Origin of the sequence: Pseudomonas sp. PDM21 (assembly GCF_014852505.2) — a bacterium.
Classification (GTDB): Bacteria; Pseudomonadota; Gammaproteobacteria; order Pseudomonadales; family Pseudomonadaceae; genus Pseudomonas.
Genome location: NZ_CM181223.1, coordinates 3,139,688 through 3,160,886, shown reverse-complemented (window position 1 = coordinate 3,160,886; position 21,199 = coordinate 3,139,688). Strand labels below are relative to the sequence as shown.

General features: G+C 63.6%; 19 protein-coding genes. All 19 read left to right on the top strand.

All coding sequences use genetic code 11. From position 1 onward, the window contains the following. The first annotated feature begins 70 nt into the window (after positions 1–70). The 19 genes from purB to nuoM all read left to right on the top strand — a co-directional run bounded on the left by purB (position 71) and on the right by nuoM (position 21,198). Positions 71–1,441 carry an adenylosuccinate lyase gene (purB, locus tag IB275_RS14600; protein ID WP_192296189.1) on the top strand — a complete coding sequence of 457 codons (1,371 nt, stop codon included), beginning with the start codon at positions 71–73 and terminating at the stop codon, positions 1,439–1,441. 60 nt (positions 1,442–1,501) lie between these two features. Then, entirely contained in the window at positions 1,502–2,677 is a 1,176-nt protein-coding gene (locus tag IB275_RS14595; protein WP_192296190.1) for a ribosomal protein uL16 3-hydroxylase, read from the top strand. Then, positions 2,670–3,098 (top strand): GNAT family N-acetyltransferase, encoded by a 429-nt coding sequence (locus tag IB275_RS14590; RefSeq protein ID WP_017517103.1) that lies wholly within the window; start codon positions 2,670–2,672, stop codon positions 3,096–3,098. Before IB275_RS14595 ends, IB275_RS14590 begins: the two co-directional genes overlap by 8 nt. 21 nt (positions 3,099–3,119) lie before the next feature. After that, a complete protein-coding gene (locus IB275_RS14585) occupies positions 3,120–3,746 on the top strand; it encodes a DUF7931 domain-containing protein (protein WP_192296191.1) in 627 nt (208 codons plus the stop codon). A 20-nt stretch (positions 3,747–3,766) separates the two neighbouring features. Next, positions 3,767–4,558, top strand: a complete 792-nt coding sequence (locus IB275_RS14580) for a secretin N-terminal domain-containing protein (RefSeq protein WP_192296205.1) — start codon at positions 3,767–3,769, stop codon at positions 4,556–4,558. Between the two features lie 509 nt (positions 4,559–5,067). After that, complete coding sequence (locus tag IB275_RS14575; protein WP_192296192.1) at positions 5,068–6,663, top strand: isocitrate lyase; 1,596 nt, start codon at positions 5,068–5,070, stop codon at positions 6,661–6,663. Between the two features lie 191 nt (positions 6,664–6,854). Then, positions 6,855–7,355: a DUF4442 domain-containing protein gene (locus IB275_RS14570; RefSeq protein ID WP_192296193.1), complete on the top strand. Its 501-nt coding sequence runs from the start codon at positions 6,855–6,857 to the stop codon at positions 7,353–7,355. Positions 7,356–7,796: 441 nt separating this feature from the next. Continuing rightward, positions 7,797–8,210, top strand: coding sequence for an NADH-quinone oxidoreductase subunit A (locus IB275_RS14565; RefSeq protein ID WP_017517108.1), 414 nt, complete (start codon positions 7,797–7,799; stop codon positions 8,208–8,210). 10 nt (positions 8,211–8,220) lie between these two features. Next, positions 8,221–8,898, top strand: a complete 678-nt coding sequence (locus tag IB275_RS14560) for a NuoB/complex I 20 kDa subunit family protein (protein WP_045214755.1) — start codon at positions 8,221–8,223, stop codon at positions 8,896–8,898. 59 nt (positions 8,899–8,957) lie between these two features. Then, positions 8,958–10,739 carry an NADH-quinone oxidoreductase subunit C/D gene (gene nuoC / locus IB275_RS14555; protein ID WP_081520488.1) on the top strand — a complete coding sequence of 594 codons (1,782 nt, stop codon included), beginning with the start codon at positions 8,958–8,960 and terminating at the stop codon, positions 10,737–10,739. Further along, the gene (nuoE, locus tag IB275_RS14550) at positions 10,736–11,236 is read left to right on the top strand and encodes an NADH-quinone oxidoreductase subunit NuoE (RefSeq protein ID WP_169887231.1); all 501 of its coding nucleotides are present in this window, start codon (positions 10,736–10,738) and stop codon (positions 11,234–11,236) included. Before nuoC ends, nuoE begins: the two co-directional genes overlap by 4 nt. Continuing rightward, entirely contained in the window at positions 11,233–12,582 is a 1,350-nt protein-coding gene (gene nuoF, locus IB275_RS14545; RefSeq protein ID WP_081520490.1) for an NADH-quinone oxidoreductase subunit NuoF, read from the top strand. The genes nuoE and nuoF overlap by 4 nt, the downstream gene beginning before the upstream one ends. A 128-nt stretch (positions 12,583–12,710) precedes the next feature. Continuing rightward, a complete protein-coding gene (gene nuoG / locus IB275_RS14540; protein ID WP_192296194.1) occupies positions 12,711–15,425 on the top strand; it encodes an NADH-quinone oxidoreductase subunit NuoG in 2,715 nt (904 codons plus the stop codon). After that, positions 15,422–16,411: an NADH-quinone oxidoreductase subunit NuoH gene (gene nuoH, locus IB275_RS14535; protein ID WP_192296195.1), complete on the top strand. Its 990-nt coding sequence runs from the start codon at positions 15,422–15,424 to the stop codon at positions 16,409–16,411. Before nuoG ends, nuoH begins: the two co-directional genes overlap by 4 nt. 11 nt (positions 16,412–16,422) lie before the next feature. Further along, entirely contained in the window at positions 16,423–16,971 is a 549-nt protein-coding gene (gene nuoI, locus IB275_RS14530; protein WP_192296196.1) for an NADH-quinone oxidoreductase subunit NuoI, read from the top strand. Positions 16,972–16,982: 11 nt separating this feature from the next. After that, positions 16,983–17,483, top strand: a complete 501-nt coding sequence (gene nuoJ / locus IB275_RS14525) for an NADH-quinone oxidoreductase subunit J (RefSeq protein WP_017517115.1) — start codon at positions 16,983–16,985, stop codon at positions 17,481–17,483. A gap of 4 nt (positions 17,484–17,487) precedes the next feature. Further along, entirely contained in the window at positions 17,488–17,796 is a 309-nt protein-coding gene (gene nuoK / locus IB275_RS14520) for an NADH-quinone oxidoreductase subunit NuoK (RefSeq protein WP_017517116.1), read from the top strand. After that, a complete protein-coding gene (gene nuoL / locus IB275_RS14515) occupies positions 17,793–19,640 on the top strand; it encodes an NADH-quinone oxidoreductase subunit L (protein WP_192296197.1) in 1,848 nt (615 codons plus the stop codon). Before nuoK ends, nuoL begins: the two co-directional genes overlap by 4 nt. A 28-nt stretch (positions 19,641–19,668) precedes the next feature. After that, positions 19,669–21,198, top strand: coding sequence for an NADH-quinone oxidoreductase subunit M (gene nuoM, locus IB275_RS14510; RefSeq protein WP_192296198.1), 1,530 nt, complete (start codon positions 19,669–19,671; stop codon positions 21,196–21,198). Position 21,199: the final 1 nt, after the last annotated feature.

Genomic DNA, 21,199 nt, shown 5'->3' with positions numbered 1-21,199 from the left:
GGCGACCGGTTCGCGCCATTCATGTATGATGTGCGCCCTTTTCGTTGACCGACAGCTACGAGAACGCCCCATGCAGCTTTCCTCCCTTACCGCGGTATCCCCCGTTGACGGCCGTTACGGCAGCAAGACCAGCGCCCTGCGTCCGATTTTCAGCGAATACGGCCTGATCCGTTTCCGCGTCCTGGTGGAGGTTCGCTGGCTCCAGCGTCTCGCCGCCCACGCCGGCGTCCCTGAAGTCGCGCCCTTTTCCGCCGAAGCCAACGCCCTGCTGAACCAGCTGGCCGACGACTTCCAGCTGGAGCACGCGCAGCGCATCAAGGACATCGAGCGCACCACCAACCACGACGTCAAAGCCGTGGAGTACCTGCTCAAGGAACAAGCCGCCAAGCTGCCGGAACTGGCCAAGGTCAGCGAATTCATCCACTTCGCCTGCACCTCCGAGGACATCAACAACCTGTCCCACGCCCTGATGCTGCGCGAAGGCCGTGACACCGTACTGCTGCCGCTGATGCGCCAGATAGCCGACTCCATCCGCGAGCTCGCGGTCAAGTTCGCCGACGTGCCGATGCTCTCGCGCACCCACGGCCAGCCGGCCTCCCCGACCACCCTGGGCAAGGAACTGGCCAACGTCGTCTACCGCCTGGAGCGCCAGATCAAGCAGGTCGCTTCGGTCGAACTGCTGGGCAAGATCAATGGCGCGGTGGGCAACTACAACGCCCATCTGTCGGCCTACCCGCAGGTTGACTGGGAAGCCAACGCCCGCGAATTCATCGAAGGCGACCTCGGCCTGAACTGGAACCCCTACACCACCCAGATCGAGCCGCACGACTATATCGCCGAGCTGTTCGACGCCGTAGCGCGCTTCAATACCATCCTCATCGACTTCGACCGCGACATCTGGGGCTACATCTCCCTGGGCTACTTCAAGCAGAAGACCGTCGCCGGCGAGATCGGCTCCTCGACCATGCCGCACAAGGTCAATCCGATCGACTTCGAGAACTCCGAAGGCAACCTGGGTATCGCCAACGCCCTGCTCCAGCACCTGGCCAGCAAACTGCCGGTCTCCCGCTGGCAGCGCGACCTGACCGACTCCACCGTGCTGCGCAACCTGGGCGTCGGTTTCGCCCACAGCGTCATCGCCTACGAAGCCAGCCTGAAAGGCATCGGCAAGCTGGAGCTGAACGCCGCACGCATCGCCGATGACCTGGACGCCTGCTGGGAAGTCCTGGCCGAGCCGGTACAGACCGTCATGCGCCGCTACGGCATCGAGAACCCCTACGAGAAGCTCAAGGAGCTGACCCGCGGCAAAGGCATCAGCGCCGAAGCCCTGCAGGTGTTCATCGAAGGCCTCGACATGCCGGCAGAAGCCAAGGCCGAGCTGAAGAAACTGACCCCCGCGAACTACATCGGTAACGCTGTCGCCCAGGCCAAGCGCATCTGAGATTCGCCCTGATTTTGCACGCCCGGCTGTGCCGGGCGTTTTTGTTTCAAGGACTTAACCATGAATCCTGCTATTCCTCTTCAGCTTTTGGGCGGCATCAGCGCCGACGAATTCCTCCGCGATTACTGGCAGAAAAAGCCCCTGCTGGTGCGCCAGGCCATCCCCGAATTCAAGAGCCCGCTGGACCCTGACGAACTGGCCGGCCTCGCCCTGGAAGAGATGATCGAATCGCGCATCGTCCTCGAACACGGCGACAGCCCGTGGGAGCTGCGCCGCGGCCCGTTCCAGGAAGACACCTTCAGCCAGATGCCCGAGCGCGACTGGACCCTGCTGGTGCAGGCCGTCGACCAGTTCATACCGGAAGTCGCCGAACTGCTGGAACACTTCAAGTTCCTGCCCAGCTGGCGTATCGACGACGTGATGATCAGCTACGCAGCCCCTGGCGGCGGCGTCGGCCCGCACTTCGACAACTACGACGTGTTCCTGCTGCAGGGTCACGGCCGCCGCCGCTGGAAAGTCGGCCAGACCTGCGACGCCAGCAGCCCGATGCTGCCCCACGCCGACCTGCGCATCCTCGCCGAATTCGAAGAGAGCGCCGACTGGGTGCTGGAACCCGGCGACATGCTCTACCTGCCGCCGCGCGTGGCCCACTACGGCATCGCCGAAGACGACTGCATGACTTACTCGGTCGGCTTCCGCGCGCCCAGCGCCGCCGAAGTACTGACCCATTTCACCGACTTCCTCGCCCAGTTCCTCTCCGACGAAGAGCGCTACAGCGACGCCGGCATGGCAGCGATGAAAGGCGACTTCGACCAGCACCAGATCCAGCGCGACGCCCTCGATCGCCTGAAGAACCTGCTGCAGGAGCACATGAGCGACGAACGCCTGCTGCTCACCTGGTTCGGCCAGTTCATGACCGAGCCGCGCTACCCGGAACTGGTGGCCGGCGAGGAGATCGAGGAAGACGACCTGACCGCGGCCATCGAAGACGGCGAAGTGCTGATCCGCAACCCCAGCGCCCGCATGGCCTGGAGCGAAGTGGACGTCGGCCTGCTGCTGTTCGCCAGCGGCCAGACCGTGGTCCTGCCGGAAAAACTGCGCGACCTGCTCAAGCTGGTGTGCTCGGCAGAGTCGCTGCACGAAGGGAATCTCGGCCAATGGCTGGCCGACGACGATGGGCGTAAGCTCATCGGAGAACTGATCAAACAGGGCAGTCTGGAGTTTGCCGATGAGTAGCAAGATCAGGGTTCGCGTCGCGGACTGGCAGAAGGATAATGCCGATCTGCGGCGCATTCGCGAGGCGGTGTTCATCGCCGAGCAATCGGTCCCGCCGGAACTCGAATGGGACGCCGAGGATGTCGAGGCCGTGCACTTCCTGGCTTTCGAAGGCGACTACGCCATCGGCACCGCCCGCCTCCTGCCGGACGGTCACATCGGCCGGGTGTCGGTCCTCAAGGACTGGCGCGGCCTGAAGGTCGGCGACCTGCTGATGCGCGCCGCCATCGAGCAGGCGGAAAGCCAGGGCCTGCAGCGCCAGTTGCTGACGGCGCAGGTCTACGCCATTCCCTTCTACGAGCGGCTAGGCTTCCAGGTGGCCAGCGGCGAATTCCTCGACGCCGGCCTCCCCCACGTGGACATGGTGCGCGAGAGCGCCTGAGCAACGACTCAAAGGAGCGACATGGAAAACGCCCCGGACCAAGACGACCTCCCGGTAGAACTGCCGGACATCGAGTTTCAGTCACCGGGGCGTTTTGCCGTCCACAACCCGCCCAGCGAAGCGCTGACGCCCGAAGCCCTTGAGCCAGCGCCTTTTCGCCTCGGCGAGGGCGACCAGCTGCACCGCTTCAGCAAGCCGGATGACGCCCGCGCCCATGCGCTGGCGCTGATCCAGCAGGCGCGCCGCACGCTCTACCTCTACACCCCCGACCTGGAGCCCTGGCTGTACCACCACAGCAGCATCCAGGAAGCCTGCACACAGTTGCTGCTGGGCAATCTGCGCAATCGCCTGATGATCCTGGTGCGCGACAGCACCCGGGCCGTGAAGGAAGGCCATCGCCTGCTCAATCTCAGCCGACGCCTGTCCAGCTACTGCCAGATCCGCCGGATCAATCCGGACTACCCGAGCGAGGAGCACGCCTTCCTCCTCGCCGACGATTGCGGCCTGCTGCTGCGCCCCGAGCCTGGCGAATTCGCCGGCTACGCGCACTACAACAACGCGGGCCGCGTCCGCCAACTGATCGCGCAATTCGAACAGACCTGGAACACAAGCCTCCTCGATCCGAACCTGCGGAGTTTCCTGATTTGAGCCGACACCCTCTCGCCCTGATGCTCGCTTGCGCGATCAGCCTCACCGCCACCGCAGCGCCGCGCACCGAGATCATTCCGCTCAACTACCGCACCGCCGAAGACGTGCTGCCGGTGGCGCAGCAGGTGCTGGGCAACGAAGGCCGGGTCACCGCCTACGGCAACCAGTTGGTCGTGAATGCTGAGCTGGCAAAGATCCGCGAACTGCAGCAGGTGCTCGAACAACTGGATACGCGCCCACATCAGCTACTGATCAGCGTCGATACGCTCGATGGCAGCCAGGGTAGCCAGAGCGGCTACTCGGTGAATGGCTCGGTCAGCGCCGGCAATGTGGATATCCAGGCCGGCCGCGGCGAAGTCAACGGCCGTGACCAGGTCCGCATCATCAATCGATCCACCAACAGCCGCGGAGGCGGTACCCAGCAGGTGCGCACCACTGAGGGCTCGCCCGCCTTCATCCAGGTCGGCCAGAGCCAGCCGGTGACCAACGCCGGCATCGGCCCCTACGGCCAGGTCTACAGCCAGACCGAGTACCGCGACGCCAACCAGGGCATGTACGTAACCGCCAGCCTCACCGGCAACCTGGTACACATCACCCTGAGCACCCGCAACGACCGCTTCAACGGCAATTACCAGGGCTCGATGAACACCAGCTCGGCCGACACCAGCGTCAGCGGCCCCATCGGCCAGTGGATCGAGGTCGGCGGCGTCAGCCAGAGCAACCAGAGCACGCAGAGCGGCTACACCCGCCAATACAGCACCCAGGGGCGCAGCGACAGCAGCCTGCGGGTGAAGGTCGAAGTGCTCGACTAATCCTTCCGTAGGTGACTTGGCAGTCCTCGTTAGACCTTCGTGTAGTAGTCCAAAAAAAACACTACAAAACGTTTGACGAACGCTCGTTTGAAAGTGCATGATGGCTTCGCTCCCGCTAACCAGAGGGTCTCAAAGCCCTCCGGACCGAGCCTGTGGCCCACCCGCCGCGCCGGTCCGTGTTGTTAAGCCCACAAGGCGGATCGACGAGGTTGCGACTGGCAAGAGGTTGTCCTGAGGGACGGGGAAGCAAGCCTTAGCAACAGTACGAAGTGACGGATTCAGCCGTCCACCATCGCCCAACGGCTGCCACGAGCCGGCAAGCGATTCTGGATGTCACCGCTGCAGTCACCCGTCTGTACGCCGCTCTACCCCACTCCTCCAGCGTCACTCCTTCTTTCGGTCGTACCTTCGCCATCCCGCGGCGAGCAATCCACAGTCAAATCCGTGCAGATACGGGCTTGAATGGGGAAGTCGGTGCTCAACCACACACATACTTTGAAGGATTGACCATGTCCGCTTATCAAAACGACATCAAGGCCGTTGCCGCTCTGAAAGAGAAAACCGGTAACAGCTGGAGCGCTATCAACCCCGAGTCGGTTGCCCGCATGCGCGCTCAGAACCGCTTCAAGACTGGTCTGGACATCGCCAAGTACACTGCGGCCATCATGCGCAAGGACATGGCCGAGTATGACGCCGACGCTTCCGTTTACACCCAGTCCCTGGGCTGCTGGCACGGCTTCATCGGTCAGCAGAAGCTGATCTCGATCAAGAAGCACCTGAAGACCACCAACAAGCGCTACCTTTACCTGTCCGGCTGGATGGTTGCCGCGCTGCGTTCCGACTTCGGCCCGCTGCCCGACCAGTCCATGCACGAGAAAACCGCCGTTTCCGGCCTGATCGAAGAGCTGTACACCTTCCTGCGCCAGGCTGACGCCCGCGAACTGGACCTGCTCTTCACCGCTCTGGACAGCGCTCGCGCTGCCGGCGACAAGGTCAAGCAGGACGAAATCCAGGCTCAGATCGACGGCTACGAAACCCACGTAGTACCGATCATCGCCGACATCGACGCCGGCTTCGGTAACCCGGAAGCGACCTACCTGCTGGCCAAGAAAATGATCGAAGCCGGTGCCTGCTGCATCCAGATCGAGAACCAGGTTTCCGACGAGAAGCAGTGCGGCCACCAGGACGGCAAAGTGACCGTTCCGCACGAAGACTTCCTCGCCAAGATCAACGCCGTTCGCTACGCGTTCCTCGAACTGGGTGTTGACGACGGCGTGATCGTTGCCCGTACCGACTCCCTGGGCGCCGGCCTGACCAAGCAGATCGCCGTGACCAAAGAGCCGGGCGACCTGGGCGACCAGTACAACTCCTTCCTGGACTGCGAAGAAGTTTCCGCTGCCGAGCTGCAGAACGGCGACGTGGTGATCAACCGCGGCGGCAAGCTGCTGCGTCCCAAGCGCCTGGCTTCCAACCTGTTCCAGTTCCGCAAGGGCACCGGCGAAGACCGCTGCGTCCTGGACTGCATCACCTCGCTGCAAAACGGCGCCGACCTGCTGTGGATCGAAACCGAGAAGCCGCACGTTGGCCAGATCAAGGGCATGGTTGACCGTATCCGTCAGGTCATCCCGAACGCCAAGCTGGTTTACAACAACAGCCCGTCGTTCAACTGGACCCTGAACTTCCGCCAGCAGGTGTTCGATGCATTCGTCGCCGAAGGCAAGGACGTTTCCGCCTACGACCGCGCCAAGCTGATGAGCGTCGAGTACGACGAGACCGAACTGGCCCAGGTTGCTGACGAGAAGATCCGCACCTTCCAGCGCGACGGTTCGGCCCACGCAGGCATCTTCCACCACCTGATCACCCTGCCGACCTACCACACCGCTGCGCTGTCCACCGACAATCTGGCCAAGGGCTACTTCGCCGACCAGGGCATGCTGGCCTACGTGAAGGGCGTTCAGCGTCAGGAACTGCGTCAGGGCATCGCCTGCGTCAAGCACCAGAACATGGCTGGCTCGGACATCGGCGACAACCACAAAGAGTACTTCGCTGGCGAAGCCGCTCTGAAAGCCTCGGGCAAAGACAACACCATGAACCAGTTCCACTAAGAACTGGCTCAACCAGCCCCTCGGGGCTGGGAGGCTCCGCAAAACCCCGGCCCCGGCCGGGGTTTTGCTTTTTGTGCCTGGCCGAGTTGCGCTTGGCCGAACCGCCAGCCAGCCCCTCCCCGCCCGCCAAGGGCAGAATCGCTTCGACGTGCCAGCCTCGGGCTTCCTTTATATGAACGGAACGCCTTTCTATGAACGGTACGCCCAAGCGCAACCGCCTCGCCCTCGCCGCCCTCCTCATCCAGCGCCTACCCAGCCGCCTCCACGAGCCACTGCTGAGTCGCCTGTTCTGCTCCCAGGTGCGCTTTGCCGGAACCGCCGGCGTACGCATCCAGAGGCTCTCCAATGATGAAGTGAGAATGAGCCTGGCCAACCATCGTCGCGCCCGCAATCACATTGGCGGCTTACATGCCGCAGCCATGGCGCTGCTGGCCGAGTCCGCCAGCGGCTGCATGGTCGGCATGAACCTGCCCGATCACAAGCTGCCGCTGATCAAGACCCTCAAGGTCGACTACCTGCGCCGGGCCACCGGCAGCCTGCGCGCCATCGCCACGCTGACGCCGGAACAGCGCCGCGCAATGCAGGACGATGATCGCGGCGAGGCGCTGGTGCAGGTGACCCTTCTGGACGATTCGGGGGCCGAACCGGTGCGCTGCGAGATGCGCTGGGCGTGGATTCGGAAGGGAAATTGAACCACCCGGATGCGGGGGCGACCAACGAGCTCACAGAGCGATAATTCGAAGTCACATACCAGGCGAAATAAAAGCCGCGCCGCTTATATGTAGTAAAGTTACGGATATACGACACTGCAAATGATAATATTTATCATTTATAGCCTGCCGATTTATTGCGGCCAAATACCTCGAAAGTACTATTCGACCAAAGCCGAAGTGCCGTCACACTAGGCATCCAGAGCCGCGCAAACAGGGCGCTACGGGAAATGCAAAAGCCTTTTGCCCGAAATAGAAGCATCTGTTTGTGTTGGAAAAATTTACTTGCTGAAGGCTTTGGGCATAAAATTGGAAAGATGACCTGAACCCTTAGCTCACTATCCTTGAGTTGTCGGGTTCGCAGTAGTCGGGCGTTGCGCCCGGAACCCAAGACAATCGTTATTTGTAGGAAGGAGTATCGGCATGCCCAATCCAGCTGAACTTGCAGCTCAACACTGGGGACTCGCCGCCTTCCTTTTAGGAGTGCTGGGCCTGCTCGCCTTCATGCTAGGGGTTTCCAGCCTTCTTGGCAGTAAGGCATTTGGTCGCAGCAAGAACGAACCGTTCGAATCGGGGATCGTTCCTACCGGCAGCGCCCGCCTGCGTCTGTCGGCAAAATTCTATCTGGTCGCGATGCTCTTCGTGATCTTCGACGTCGAAGCCCTCTTCCTCTTCGCCTGGTCCGTGTCCGTCCGTGAAAGCGGTTGGGCAGGTCTGATCGAGGCAACCATTTTCATAGCAATTCTGTTGGCAGGTCTTGTCTACCTGTGGCGTATCGGCGCGCTCGATTGGGCACCGGCGGCACGTCGCGCACGGCAGGCGAAGCTAAAACAATGAGGCTTTGGCGATGCAATACAAACTTACCCGGATCGATCCGGATGCGCCCAATGATCAATACCCGATCGGCGAACGCGAAACGGTAGAAGACCCGCTCATCGAAGGGCAGGTCCACAAGAACATCTTCATGGGCAAGCTCGAGGATGTTCTCAACGGTGCGGTGAACTGGGGGCGCAAGAATTCCCTGTGGCCGTACAACTTCGGGCTGTCCTGCTGCTACGTGGAGATGACCACGGCGTTCACCGCGCCGCACGACATCGCCCGTTTCGGCGCCGAAGTGATCCGTGCATCGCCACGCCAGGCTGACTTCATGGTCATCGCCGGCACCTGCTTCATCAAGATGGCTCCGGTCATCCAGCGCCTGTACGAGCAGATGCTGGAACCCAAGTGGGTGATCTCGATGGGGTCGTGCGCCAACTCCGGCGGCATGTACGACATCTACTCGGTCGTTCAGGGGGTCGACAAGTTCCTCCCCGTGGACGTGTACATCCCCGGCTGCCCGCCCCGTCCGGAGGCGTTCCTGCAAGGCCTGATGCTGCTGCAGGAATCCATCGGCCAGGAGCGTCGTCCGTTGTCCTGGGTTGTAGGCGATCAAGGCGTCTATCGCGCCGACATGCCTGCCCAGAAGGATCTCAAGCGCGAACAGCGCATTGCGGTCACCAACCTGCGCAGCCCCGACGAAGTGTGATCCGGCCCTCCACGAGAGGCCCGTTTTCACTCCACCGTTGACCGAGTGACTTAAAGACTATGAATGCAGACTCCGCTCTGTACATCCCGCCTTACAAGGCAGACGACCAAGATATCGTCGTCGAACTGAATTCCCGCTTTGGCGCCGAGACCTTCACCGTCCAGGCCACCCGCACCGGCATGCCGGTGCTCTGGGTTGCCCGTGAGCGCCTGATCGACGTCCTCACCTTCCTGCGCAATGTGCCCAAGCCGTACGTCATGCTCTATGACCTGCACGGTGTCGACGAGCGCCTGCGTACCCACCGTCGCGGCCTGCCGGGCGCCGACTTCAGCGTGTTCTACCACCTGATGTCGCTGGAGCGTAATAGTGACGTGATGATCAAGGTGGCCTTGTCCGAAGGCGACCTCAACGTGCCCACCGCCACCCGTATCTGGCCGAACGCCAACTGGTACGAGCGTGAGGTCTGGGACATGTACGGGATCACCTTCAATGGTCACCCGCACCTGACCCGCATGCTGATGCCGCCGACCTGGGAAGGTCACCCGCTGCGCAAGGATTACCCGGCGCGCGCCACCGAGTTCGACCCTTACGCGCTGTCCGCCGCCAAGCAGGACCTCGAGCAGGAAGCCCTGCGCTTCAAGCCCGAAGACTGGGGCATGAAGCGCCACGGCGAGAACGAGGACTTCATGTTCCTCAACCTCGGCCCGAACCACCCGTCCGCGCACGGTGCGTTCCGCATCATCCTGCAGCTGGACGGTGAAGAGATCCTCGATTGCGTTCCGGAGATCGGCTACCACCACCGTGGCGCCGAGAAGATGGCCGAGCGTCAGTCCTGGCACAGCTTCATTCCGTACACCGACCGTATCGACTACCTCGGCGGCGTGATGAACAACCTGCCGTACGTGCTCTCGGTCGAGAAGCTCGCCGGCATCAAGGTGCCGCAGCGCGTCGACGTCATCCGCATCATGATGTCGGAGTTCTTCCGCATCCTGAACCACCTCCTCTACCTGGGTACCTACATCCAGGACGTGGGTGCGATGACCCCGGTGTTCTTCACCTTCACCGACCGCCAGCGCGCCTACAAGGTGGTCGAAGCCATCACCGGCTTCCGCCTGCACCCGGCCTGGTACCGAATCGGCGGCGTCGCCCACGACCTGCCGCGCGGCTGGGACAAGCTGGTTCGCGAGTTCCTCGACTGGATGCCCAAGCGTCTGGACGAGTACGAAACCGCCGCCCTGAAAAACAGCATCCTGCGTGGCCGTACCATCGGCGTTGCCGCGTACAACACCAAGGAAGCGCTGGAATGGGGCACCACCGGTGCCGGCCTGCGCGCCACCGGCTGTGATTTCGACCTGCGTAAAGCCCGCCCCTACTCCGGCTACGAGAACTTCGAGTTCGAAGTACCGCTGGCGGCCAACGGCGACGCCTACGACCGCTGCATGGTCAAGATGGGTGAGATGCGCCAGAGCCTGCGCATCATCGAGCAGTGCCTGAAGAACATGCCCGAAGGCCCGTACAAGGCCGACCACCCGCTGACCACGCCGCCGCCCAAAGAGCGCACGCTGCAGCACATCGAAACCCTGATCACCCACTTCCTGCAGGTTTCCTGGGGCCCGGTCATGCCGGCCAACGAAGCCTTCCAGATGGTGGAAGCGACCAAGGGCATCAACAGCTACTACCTGACGAGCGATGGCAGCACCATGAGCTACCGGACCCGCATCCGGACGCCCAGCTTCCCGCACCTGCAGCAGATTCCGTCGGTGATCAACGGCAGCATGATCGCTGACCTGATCGCCTATCTGGGCAGTATCGACTTCGTTATGGCCGACGTGGACCGCTGATCATGAGTACCCTTATCCAGACTGATCGTTTCGAACTCAGCGAAACCGAGCGCTCGGCCATCGAGCACGAAATGCATCACTACGAGGACTCCCGCGCGGCGTCCATCGAAGCCCTGAAGATCGTCCAGAAGCAGCGCGGCTGGGTGCCGGACGGCGCCATTCCGGCCATCGCCGACATCCTCGGCATACCGGACAGCGACGTCGAAGGCGTGGCTACCTTCTATAGCCAGATCTTCCGCCAGCCGGTCGGCCGCCACATCATCCGCGTCTGCGACAGCATGGTCTGCTACATCGGCGGCCACGAGTCCGTGGTTGGCGAGATCCAGAAGCAGTTGGGCATCGGCCTCGGCCAGACCACCGCCGACGGCCGCTTCACCCTGCTGCCGGTGTGCTGCCTGGGCAACTGCGACAAGGCCCCGGCGATGATGATCGACGACGACACCTTCGGCGACCTGCGTCCCGACGGCGTCGCCAAACTGCTGGAGGCCTACGCATGAGTCGCCTCACCTCCTACGGCACGCCCAACCGCACTGCGCGCGCGGCCGAAACCCATCCGCTGACCTGGCGCCTGCGTGACGACGGCGCCCCGGTCTGGCTGGAGGAGTACCAGTCGAAGAACGGCTACGCTGCCGCGCGCAAGGCGCTGGCGCAGATGGCCACCGACGACATCGTCCAGACCGTCAAGGACTCCGGCCTCAAGGGCCGCGGTGGTGCGGGCTTCCCCACCGGCGTGAAGTGGGGCCTGATGCCCAAGGACGAATCCCTCAACATCCGCTACCTGCTGTGCAACGCGGACGAGATGGAGCCCAACACCTGGAAGGACCGCATGCTCATGGAGCAGCTGCCGCACCTGCTGGTGGAAGGCATGCTGATCTCCGCGCGCGCCCTCAAGGCCTATCGCGGCTACATCTTCCTGCGCGGTGAGTACGTCGACGCCGCCCGCAACCTGAACCGCGCCATCGATGAAGCCAAGGCCGCCGGCCTGCTGGGCAAGAACATCCTCGGCAGCGGCTTCGATTTCGAGCTGTTCGTGCACACCGGTGCCGGCCGCTACATCTGTGGCGAAGAGACCGCGCTGATCAACTCGCTGGAAGGGCGCCGCGCCAACCCGCGCTCCAAGCCGCCCTTCCCCGCCGCCGTCGGCGTCTGGGGCAAGCCGACCTGCGTGAACAACGTCGAGACCCTGTGCAACGTGCCGGCGATCGTCGAGCACGGCGTCGACTGGTACAAGGGCCTCGCCCGTCCGGGCAGCGAAGACATGGGCACCAAGCTCATGGGCTTCTCCGGCAAGGTGAAGAACCCCGGCATCTGGGAACTGCCCTTCGGCCTTCCTGCCCGCGAGCTGTTCGAGGACTACGCCGGCGGCATGCGCGATGGCTACAAGCTCAAGGCCTGGCAGCCGGGCGGCGCCGGTACCGGCTTCCTCCTGCCGGAACACCTGGACGCCCTGTTCTACGCCGGCGGCGTCGCCAAGGTTGGCACTCGTATGGGTACCGGCCTGGCCATGGCAGTGGACGACAGCGTCAACATGGTTTCCCTGCTGCGCAACATGGAAGAGTTCTTCGCCCGCGAATCCTGCGGCTGGTGCACTCCGTGCCGCGACGGCCTGCCGTGGAGCGTGAAGGTCCTGCGCGCGCTGGAGAAAGGCGAAGGCGCCCAGGGCGACCTGGAGACCCTCGAGCAGCTCGTCAACTTCCTCGGTCCAGGCAAGACCTTCTGTGCCCACGCACCGGGTGCTGTCGAGCCGCTGGGCAGCGCACTGAAGTATTTCCGTCCCGAGTTCGAAGCGGGCATTTCCCGCCAGGCTCAGGCCGTACAAGCACCGCAGACCGTCGGCGCTTGATGCTTTGATCGCCGGGCGCTGCGCCCGGCGTTGTTTCGTTGTAGTGCCGCGGCGTGCCGCCGGCCCGATGAAACCGTGATTTCTATTAGCCACGCCCGCTGACAACGGGCCAACGAAGACTTAGACCCATGGCCACGATCCACGTAGACGGCAAGACGTTAGAAGTCGACGGAGCGGACAACCTGTTGCAGGCCTGCCTCTCCCTCGGTCTCGACATCCCCTACTTCTGCTGGCACCCGGCGCTCGGTAGCGTCGGCGCCTGCCGCCAGTGTGCGGTCAAGCAGTACACCGACGAGAACGACACCCGCGGTCGCATCGTCATGTCCTGCATGACTCCCGCCACCGACAACACCTGGATTTCCATCGAAGACGAAGAATCCAAGGCATTCCGTGCCAGCGTCGTCGAATGGCTGATGACCAACCACCCGCACGACTGCCCGGTCTGCGAGGAAGGCGGTCACTGCCACCTGCAGGACATGACGGTGATGACCGGCCACAACCAGCGCCGGTACCGCTTCACCAAGCGCACCCACCAGAACCAGGAGCTCGGCCCGTTCATCGCCCATGAGATGAACCGCTGCATCGCCTGCTACCGCTGCGTCCGTTACTACAAGGACTACGCTGGCGGCACCGACCTGGGCGTCTATGGCGCGCACGACAACGTCTACTTCGGCCGTATCGAAGACGGTGTGCTCGAGAGCGAATTCTCCGGCAACCTGACCGAGGTCTGCCCGACCGGCGTGTTCACCGACAAGACCCACTCCGAGCGCTACAACCGCAAGTGGGACATGCAGTTCGCCCCGAGCATCTGCCATGGCTGCTCCAGCGGCTGCAACATCAGCCCCGGCGAGCGTTACGGTGAAATCCGCCGCATCGAGAACCGCTACAACGGCTCGGTGAACCACTACTTCCTGTGCGACCGCGGCCGCTTCGGCTACGGCTACGTCAACCGCGAAGACCGCCCGCGTCAGCCGCAGCTGATGCTGAGCAAGCAGAAGCTCTCGCTGGACGGCGCCCTGGACCAGACCGCAGCGCTGCTCAAGGGCCGCAAGGTCATCGGCATCGGTTCGCCGCGCGCCAGCCTGGAAAGCAACTACGCCCTGTCCGCACTGGTCGGCGCGCAAAACTTCTACAGCGGCATCTCCGCTGACGAGCTGCAACGCCTGCAGCTGGTCCTGAAGGTGATGCAGGACGGCCCGCTGCCGGTGCCGACCATCCGTGACATCGAAGACCACGATGCGGTATTCGTGCTCGGCGAAGACCTGACCCAGACCGCTGCCCGTATCGCCCTGGCCCTGCGTCAGTCGGTCAAGGGCAAGGGCGAGGACATGGCCGCCGCGATGAAGATCCAGCCGTGGCTCGATGCCGCGGTGAAGACCATCGCCCAGCATGAGATGAACCCGCTGTTCATCGCCAGCCTGGATGAAACCCGTCTCGACGACGTTGCCGCCGAGTGCGTGCACGCCGCTACCGAAGACCTGGCGCGCCTGGGCTTCGCCGTGGCACACGCGATCGACTCAAGTGCTCCGGCCGTCGCCGACCTTGACCCCGAAGCCGCCGCCCTCGCCCAGCGCATCGCCGATGCCCTGGTCGCCGCCAAACGTCCGCTGGTCATCTCCGGCACCTCGCTGGGCAGCAACGCCCTGATCGAAGCCGCGGCGAACATCGCCAGTGCGCTGAAGAACCGCGAGAAGAACGGCTCCCTGAGCCTGGTGGTCCCGGAAGCCAACAGCCTGGGCCTCGCCCTCTTCGGTGGTAACTCCGTCGAAGCCGCCCTGGAACAGCTGACCTCCGGTGCCGCCGATGCCGTGGTGATCCTGGAGAACGACCTGTACCGCCGCGCCGACGCTGCCGCCGTCGACGCCGCACTGGCCGCCGCGAAGATCGTCGTCGTCGCCGATCACCAGCAGACCGCCACCAGCGCCAAGGCCACCGTCCTGCTGCCGGCCGCCAGCTTCGCCGAAGGCGATGGCACCCTGGTCAGCCAGGAAGGCCGCGCCCAGCGCTTCTTCCAGGTCTACGATCCAACCTACTACAACGCCGACAACCTGGTCCGCGAAGGCTGGCGCTGGCTGCATGCCCTGCACAGCACCCTCGAAGGCAAACGTGTCGACTGGACCCAGCTGGACCACGTGATCGACGCCGTCGTCGCCGCCAAGCCGCAACTGGCCGGTATCCGCGACGCCGCGCCGAACGCCGCGTTCCGCATCAAGGGCCTGAAGCTGGCGCGTGAACCGCACCGCTACTCCGGCCGTACCGCCATGCGCGCCAACATCAATGTCAGCGAGCCGCGTCAGCCGCAGGACATCGACTCCGCGTTCGCCTTCTCCATGGAAGGCTACGCCGGCAGCGCCGAATCGCGTCAGCAGATTCCCTTCGCCTGGTCCCCGGGCTGGAACTCCCCGCAAGCCTGGAACAAGTTCCAGGACGAAGTCGGTGGTCATCTGCGCGCCGGCGATCCGGGCGTGCGCCTGATCGAGGCCAAGGGCGAGGCCCTGTGGTTCAGCGAGATTCCGGCGCCGTTCCACACCGCCACCAGCCAGTTCAAGGTGGTGCCGTTCTATCACCTGTTCGGCAGTGAGGAGAACTCCTCGAAAGCCACCCCGGTGCAGGAGCGCATCCCGCAGACCTACGTCACCCTGGCCAAGGCCGAGGCTGACCGTCTGGGCGTCAACGAAGGCGCGATCATCCGCCTGACCGTCAAGGGCCAGGAACTGCGCCTGCCGCTGCGTGTGAGCGAAGAGCTCGGCGCCGGCCTGGTCGCCCTGCCGATCGGTCTGCAAGGCATTCCCGCCGGGGTCATCGGCGCCGTCGCTGAAGGTCTGCAGGAGGCTGCGCAATGAGTTGGCTGACACCTGCCATCGTCGACATCCTGATCGAGGTCATCAAGGCCATCGTCATCCTGCTCGCCGTGGTCGTCTGCGGCGCGCTGCTCAGCTGGGTCGAGCGTCGTCTGCTCGGCCTCTGGCAGGACCGCTACGGTCCGAACCGGGTCGGCCCCTTCGGTGCCTTCCAGCTCGGCGCCGACATGCTGAAGATGTTCTTCAAGGAAGACTGGACCCCGCCGTTCGCCGACAAGATGATCTTCACCCTCGCGCCCATGATCGCCATGGGTGCGCTGCTGGTGGCCTTCGCGGTCATCCCGATCACCCCGACCTGGGGCGTGGCGGACCTGAACATCGGCATCCTGTTCTTCTTCGCCATGGCCGGCCTGACTGTGTACGCGGTGCTCTTCGCCGGCTGGTCGAGCAACAACAAGTTCGCCCTCCTCGGCAGTCTGCGCGCCTCGGCCCAGACCATCTCCTACGAGGTGTTCCTGGCCCTGTCGCTGATGGGCATCGTGGCCCAGGTCGGCTCGTTCAGCCTGCGCGACATCGTCGATTACCAGGCCGAGCACGTGTGGTTCATCATCCCGCAGTTCTTCGGTTTCATGACATTCTTCGTCGCCGGCGTCGCCGTGACTCACCGTCACCCGTTCGACCAGCCCGAAGCCGAGCAGGAACTGGCCGATGGTTACCACATCGAGTACGCCGGCATGAAATGGGGCATGTTCTTCGTCGGCGAGTACATCGGCATCGTGCTGGTGTCCGCGCTGCTGGCGACCCTGTTCTTCGGCGGCTGGCACGGTCCCTTTGGCATCCTGCCGCAGATCCCGTTCTTCTGGTTCGCCCTGAAAACCGGCTTCTTCATCATGATGTTCATTTTGCTGCGGGCTTCCATCCCACGCCCGCGCTATGACCAGGTGATGGCCTTCAGCTGGAAGTTCTGCCTCCCGCTGACCCTGATCAACCTGCTGGTGACCGGCGCTGTCGTGCTGGCCAGCCAGTAAGGAGTAGGACCATGATCAAGTACATTTTCGACGTGGTGCACGGCACCTACACCCAGCTGCGCAGCCTGGTGATGATCTTCGGTCACGCCTTCCGCAAGCGTGACACCCTGCAGTACCCGGAAGAGCCCGTGTACCTGCCGCCGCGTTACCGCGGCCGCATCGTGCTCACCCGTGATCCCGACGGCGAGGAGCGCTGCGTTGCGTGCAACTTGTGCGCCGTAGCCTGCCCGGTCGGCTGCATCGCCCTGCAGAAAGCAGAAGCCGAAGACGGTCGCTGGTACCCCGAGTTCTTCCGCATCAACTTCTCCCGCTGCATCTTCTGCGGCCTGTGCGAAGAAGCCTGCCCGACCACCGCGATCCAGCTGACTCCGGATTTCGAGATGGGCGAGTTCAAGCGCCAGGACCTGGTGTACGAGAAGGAAGACCTGCTGATCTCCGGCCCCGGCAAGAACCCGGATTACAACTTCTACCGCGTTGCCGGCATGGCCATCGCCGGCAAGCCGAAAGGCGCCGCGCAGAACGAGGCCGAACCGATCAACGTCAAGAGCCTGCTGCCGTAAGGAGACGTCGCGTGGAATTCGCTTTCTACTTCGCCGCCGGCGTCGCCGTGCTGGCAACCTTCCGGGTCATCACCAACAGCAACCCGGTGCATGCCCTGCTCTACCTCATCATCTCGCTGCTCGCGGTTTCGATGACCTTCTTCAGCCTCGGCGCCCCGTTCGCCGGTGCCCTGGAAATCATCGTCTACGCCGGCGCGATCATGGTGCTGTTCGTCTTCGTGGTCATGATGCTCAACCTCGGCCCGGCGATTGCCGAGCAGGAGCGCAAGTGGCTCAAGCCCGGCGTCTGGATCGGCCCCGGCGCCCTGGCTGCCGTGCTGCTGGTCGAACTGCTGTGGATGCTCTCGCGCACTCCGAGCGGCATCGGCATCGGCCACACCACCGTGGACGCCAAGGCCGTGGGCATCAGCCTGTTCGGCCCGTACCTGCTGGTCGTCGAACTGGCCTCGATGCTGCTGCTGGCGGCACTGGTCGCCGCCTACCACCTCGGCCGCCACGAAGCGAAGGACTAACACCATGAATGCAATCCCTCTCGAACACGGACTGGCGCTCGCCGGTGTGCTGTTCTGCTTCGGCCTGGTGGGCCTGATGGTACGACGCAACATCCTGTTCGTACTGATGAGCCTGGAAGTGATGATGAACGCCGCCGCTCTGGCCTTCGTGGTCGGTGGTGCCCGCTGGGGCCAGCCTGACGGCCAGGTGATGTTCATCCTGGTGCTCAGCCTGGCTGCGGCCGAGGCCAGCATTGGCCTGGCGATCCTGCTCCAGCTGTATCGCCGCTTCCATACCCTCGATATCGACGCTGCCAGCGAGATGCGCGGATGAACCTGCTGCCCCTTACTTTCCTGTTCCCCCTGGTCGGCTTCCTGCTGCTCTCGTTCTCCCGTGGCAAGTGGTCGGAAAATCTCTCGGCACTGGTGGGTGTCGGCTCCGTGGGCCTCGCGGCCCTCTCCGCCTTCTGGGCGATCTGGAGCTTCCACAGCAACCCGCCCGAAGGTGGCGCCTACAGCCTGGTGCTGTGGCAATGGATGAGCGTTGGCGACTTCAAGACCAACTTCACCCTGTACCTGGACGGCCTATCGGTCACCATGCTCGGCGTGGTCACCGGCGTCGGCTTCCTGATCCACCTGTTCGCCTCCTGGTACATGCGCGGTGAAACCGGCTACTCGCGTTTCTTCGCGTACACCAACCTGTTCATCGCCAGCATGCTGTTCCTGGTGCTGGGCGATAACCTGCTGTTCATGTACTTCGGCTGGGAAGGTGTGGGCCTCTGCTCCTACCTGCTGATCGGTTTCTATTACAACCACGTACCCAACGGCAACGCAGCGCTGAAGGCCTTCATCGTGACCCGCGTGGGTGACGTGTTCTTCGCCATCGGCATGTTCATCCTGTTCCAGCACCTGGGCACGCTGAACATCCAGGAGTTGCTGGTCCTGGCTCCGCAGCACTTCGCCAAGGGCGACCTGTGGATCACCCTGGCAACCTTGATGCTGCTCGGCGGCGCCGTCGGCAAATCTGCCCAGCTGCCGCTGCAGACCTGGCTGGCGGACGCGATGGCCGGCCCGACTCCGGTTTCCGCACTGATCCACGCCGCCACCATGGTAACCGCGGGCGTCTACCTGATCGCCCGTTGCCACGGCCTGTTCGAGCTGGCTCCGAACGTCCTGGAACTGGTTGGCGTCATCGGTGCAGTGACCCTGGTCCTGGCCGGCTTCGCCGCCCTGGTGCAAACCGACATCAAGCGTATCCTCGCCTACTCGACCATGAGCCAGATCGGCTACATGTTCCTGGCCCTGGGCGTTGGCGCCTGGGGTGGCGCGATCTTCCACCTGATGACCCACGCCTTCTTCAAGGCCCTGCTGTTCCTTGCTTCGGGTGCGGTGATCGTCGCCTGCCACCACGAGCAGAACATCTTCAAGATGGGTGGTCTGTGGAAGAAACTGCCGCTGGCCTACGCGAGCTTCGTGGTCGGTGGTGCCGCCCTGTCTGCCCTGCCCTTCCTGACCGCCGGCTTCTACTCCAAGGACGAGATCCTCTGGGAAGCCTTCGCCAGCGGTCACCAGAACCTGCTGATCGCAGGGCTCGTCGGTGCGTTCATGACCTCGCTGTACACCTTCCGCCTGATCTTCATCGCCTTCCACGGCGAAGCGAAGACCGAAGCGCACGCCGGCCATGGCGTCAGCCACTGGCTGCCGCTGGGTGTCCTGATCGTGCTCTCCACCTTCATCGGCGCGCTGATCACTCCGCCGCTGGCCGGCGTCCTGCCGGAAAGCGCCGGTCATGCCGGTGGTGAAGCCAAGCACAGCCTGGAAATCGCCTCGGGCGCCATCGCCATCGCCGGTATCCTGCTGGCGGGCCTGCTGTTCCTCGGCAAGCGCCGCTTCGTCACTGCCGTCGCCCAGAGCGCACCGGGCCGCTTCTTCGGTACCTGGTGGCTGCATGCCTGGGGCTTCGATTGGCTGTACGACAAGCTGTTCGTGAAACCCTATCTGCTGATCTGCCGCCTGCTGGCCGCGGACCCGATCGACAAGACCCTGGTCCTGGTCCCGCTCACCGCCCGTGGTGGTCACAAACTCCTCAGCCTCACCGAGAACGGCCGCCTGCGTTGGTACGCCGCTTCCCTGGTGGGTGGCGCCGCGCTGCTCCTCGGCGCGCTGCTGCTGGCTTAATGAATTCACGAAAGAGATTGAGCCCGACATGATTCTGCCCTGGCTAATCCTGATCCCCTTCATCGGCGGCTTCCTTTGCTGGATCGCCGAGTACACCAGCAAGACCCTGCCCCGCTGGGTCGCCCTGGGATCGATGGTCCTCACCCTGGCGCTGAGCCTGTGGGTGTGGCACACCGGTGACTTCCAGCTCGCCCCGGCACCCGGTGGCGAGCCGCAATGGACCCTGCAATTCCAGGTACCCTGGATCTCGCGCTTCGGCATCAGCGTGCACCTGGCAATGGACGGTCTGTCCCTGCTGATGGTCGCTCTGACCGGCCTGCTCGGCGTGCTGTCCGTCCTCTGCTCGTGGAACGAGATCCAGCGTCGCATCGGCTTCTTCCACCTGAACCTGCTGTGGATCCTGGGCGGTGTGATCGGCGTGTTCCTCGCCGTCGACCTGTTCCTGTTCTTCTTCTTCTGGGAAATGATGCTGGTGCCGATGTATTTCCTCATCGCACTCTGGGGTCATAGCTCGGACGACGGCAAGAAGACCCGCATCTACGCCGCCACCAAGTTCTTCATCTTCACCCAGGCCAGCGGCCTGGTGATGCTGGTGGCGATCCTGGGCCTGGTGTTCGTGCACTACAACAGCACCGGCGTGCTGACCTTCAACTACGCCGACCTGCTGAAGACCCAGCTGCCGCCGCACACCGAATGGCTGCTGATGCTCGGCTTCTTCGTCGCCTTCGCGGTGAAGATGCCGGTCGTGCCGGTGCACTCCTGGCTGCCGGACGCCCACGCCCAGGCGCCGACCGCCGGTTCCGTGGACCTGGCCGGCATCCTGCTGAAGACCGCCGCCTACGGCCTGATCCGCTTCGCCCTGCCGCTGTTCCCCAACGCCTCGGCCGAGTTCGCTCCGATTGCCATGACCCTGGGTCTGATCGGCATTTTCTACGGCGCCTTCCTGTCGTTCGCACAGACCGACATCAAGCGCCTGGTGGCGTACTCCTCCGTGTCGCACATGGGCTTCGTGATGATCGGCATCTACTCCGGCAGCCCCCAGGCGCTGCAGGGTGTCGTCGTGCAGATGATCGCCCACGGCCTCTCCGCTGCCGCGCTGTTCATCCTGTGTGGCCAGCTGTACGAGCGCCTGCACACCCGTGACATGCGCAAGATGGGCGGCCTGTGGTCGCGCATTCCGTACCTGCCAGCCGTGGCCCTGTTCTTCGCCACCGCGTCGCTGGGCCTGCCGGGCACCGGCAACTTCGTCGGCGAATTCCTGATCCTGCTGGGCAGCTTCAAGGTCGTTCCGGTGATCACCGTGATTGCCACCTTCGGCTTGGTGTTCGGCTCGGTCTACTCGCTGATCATGATCCACCGCGCCTACTTCGGCCCGGCCAAGTCCGACACCACCATCGCCGGTCTGAACTTCCGCGAGCTCTCCATGGTGCTCGGCCTGGCGGTGCTGCTGATCGTGCTCGGCGTCTACCCGCAGCCGGTCCTCGACACCTCCGCGGCAACCATGCACGGCGTCCAGCAATGGCTGGGTGCCGCCCTCTCCACTCTGGCAGCACGGTAAG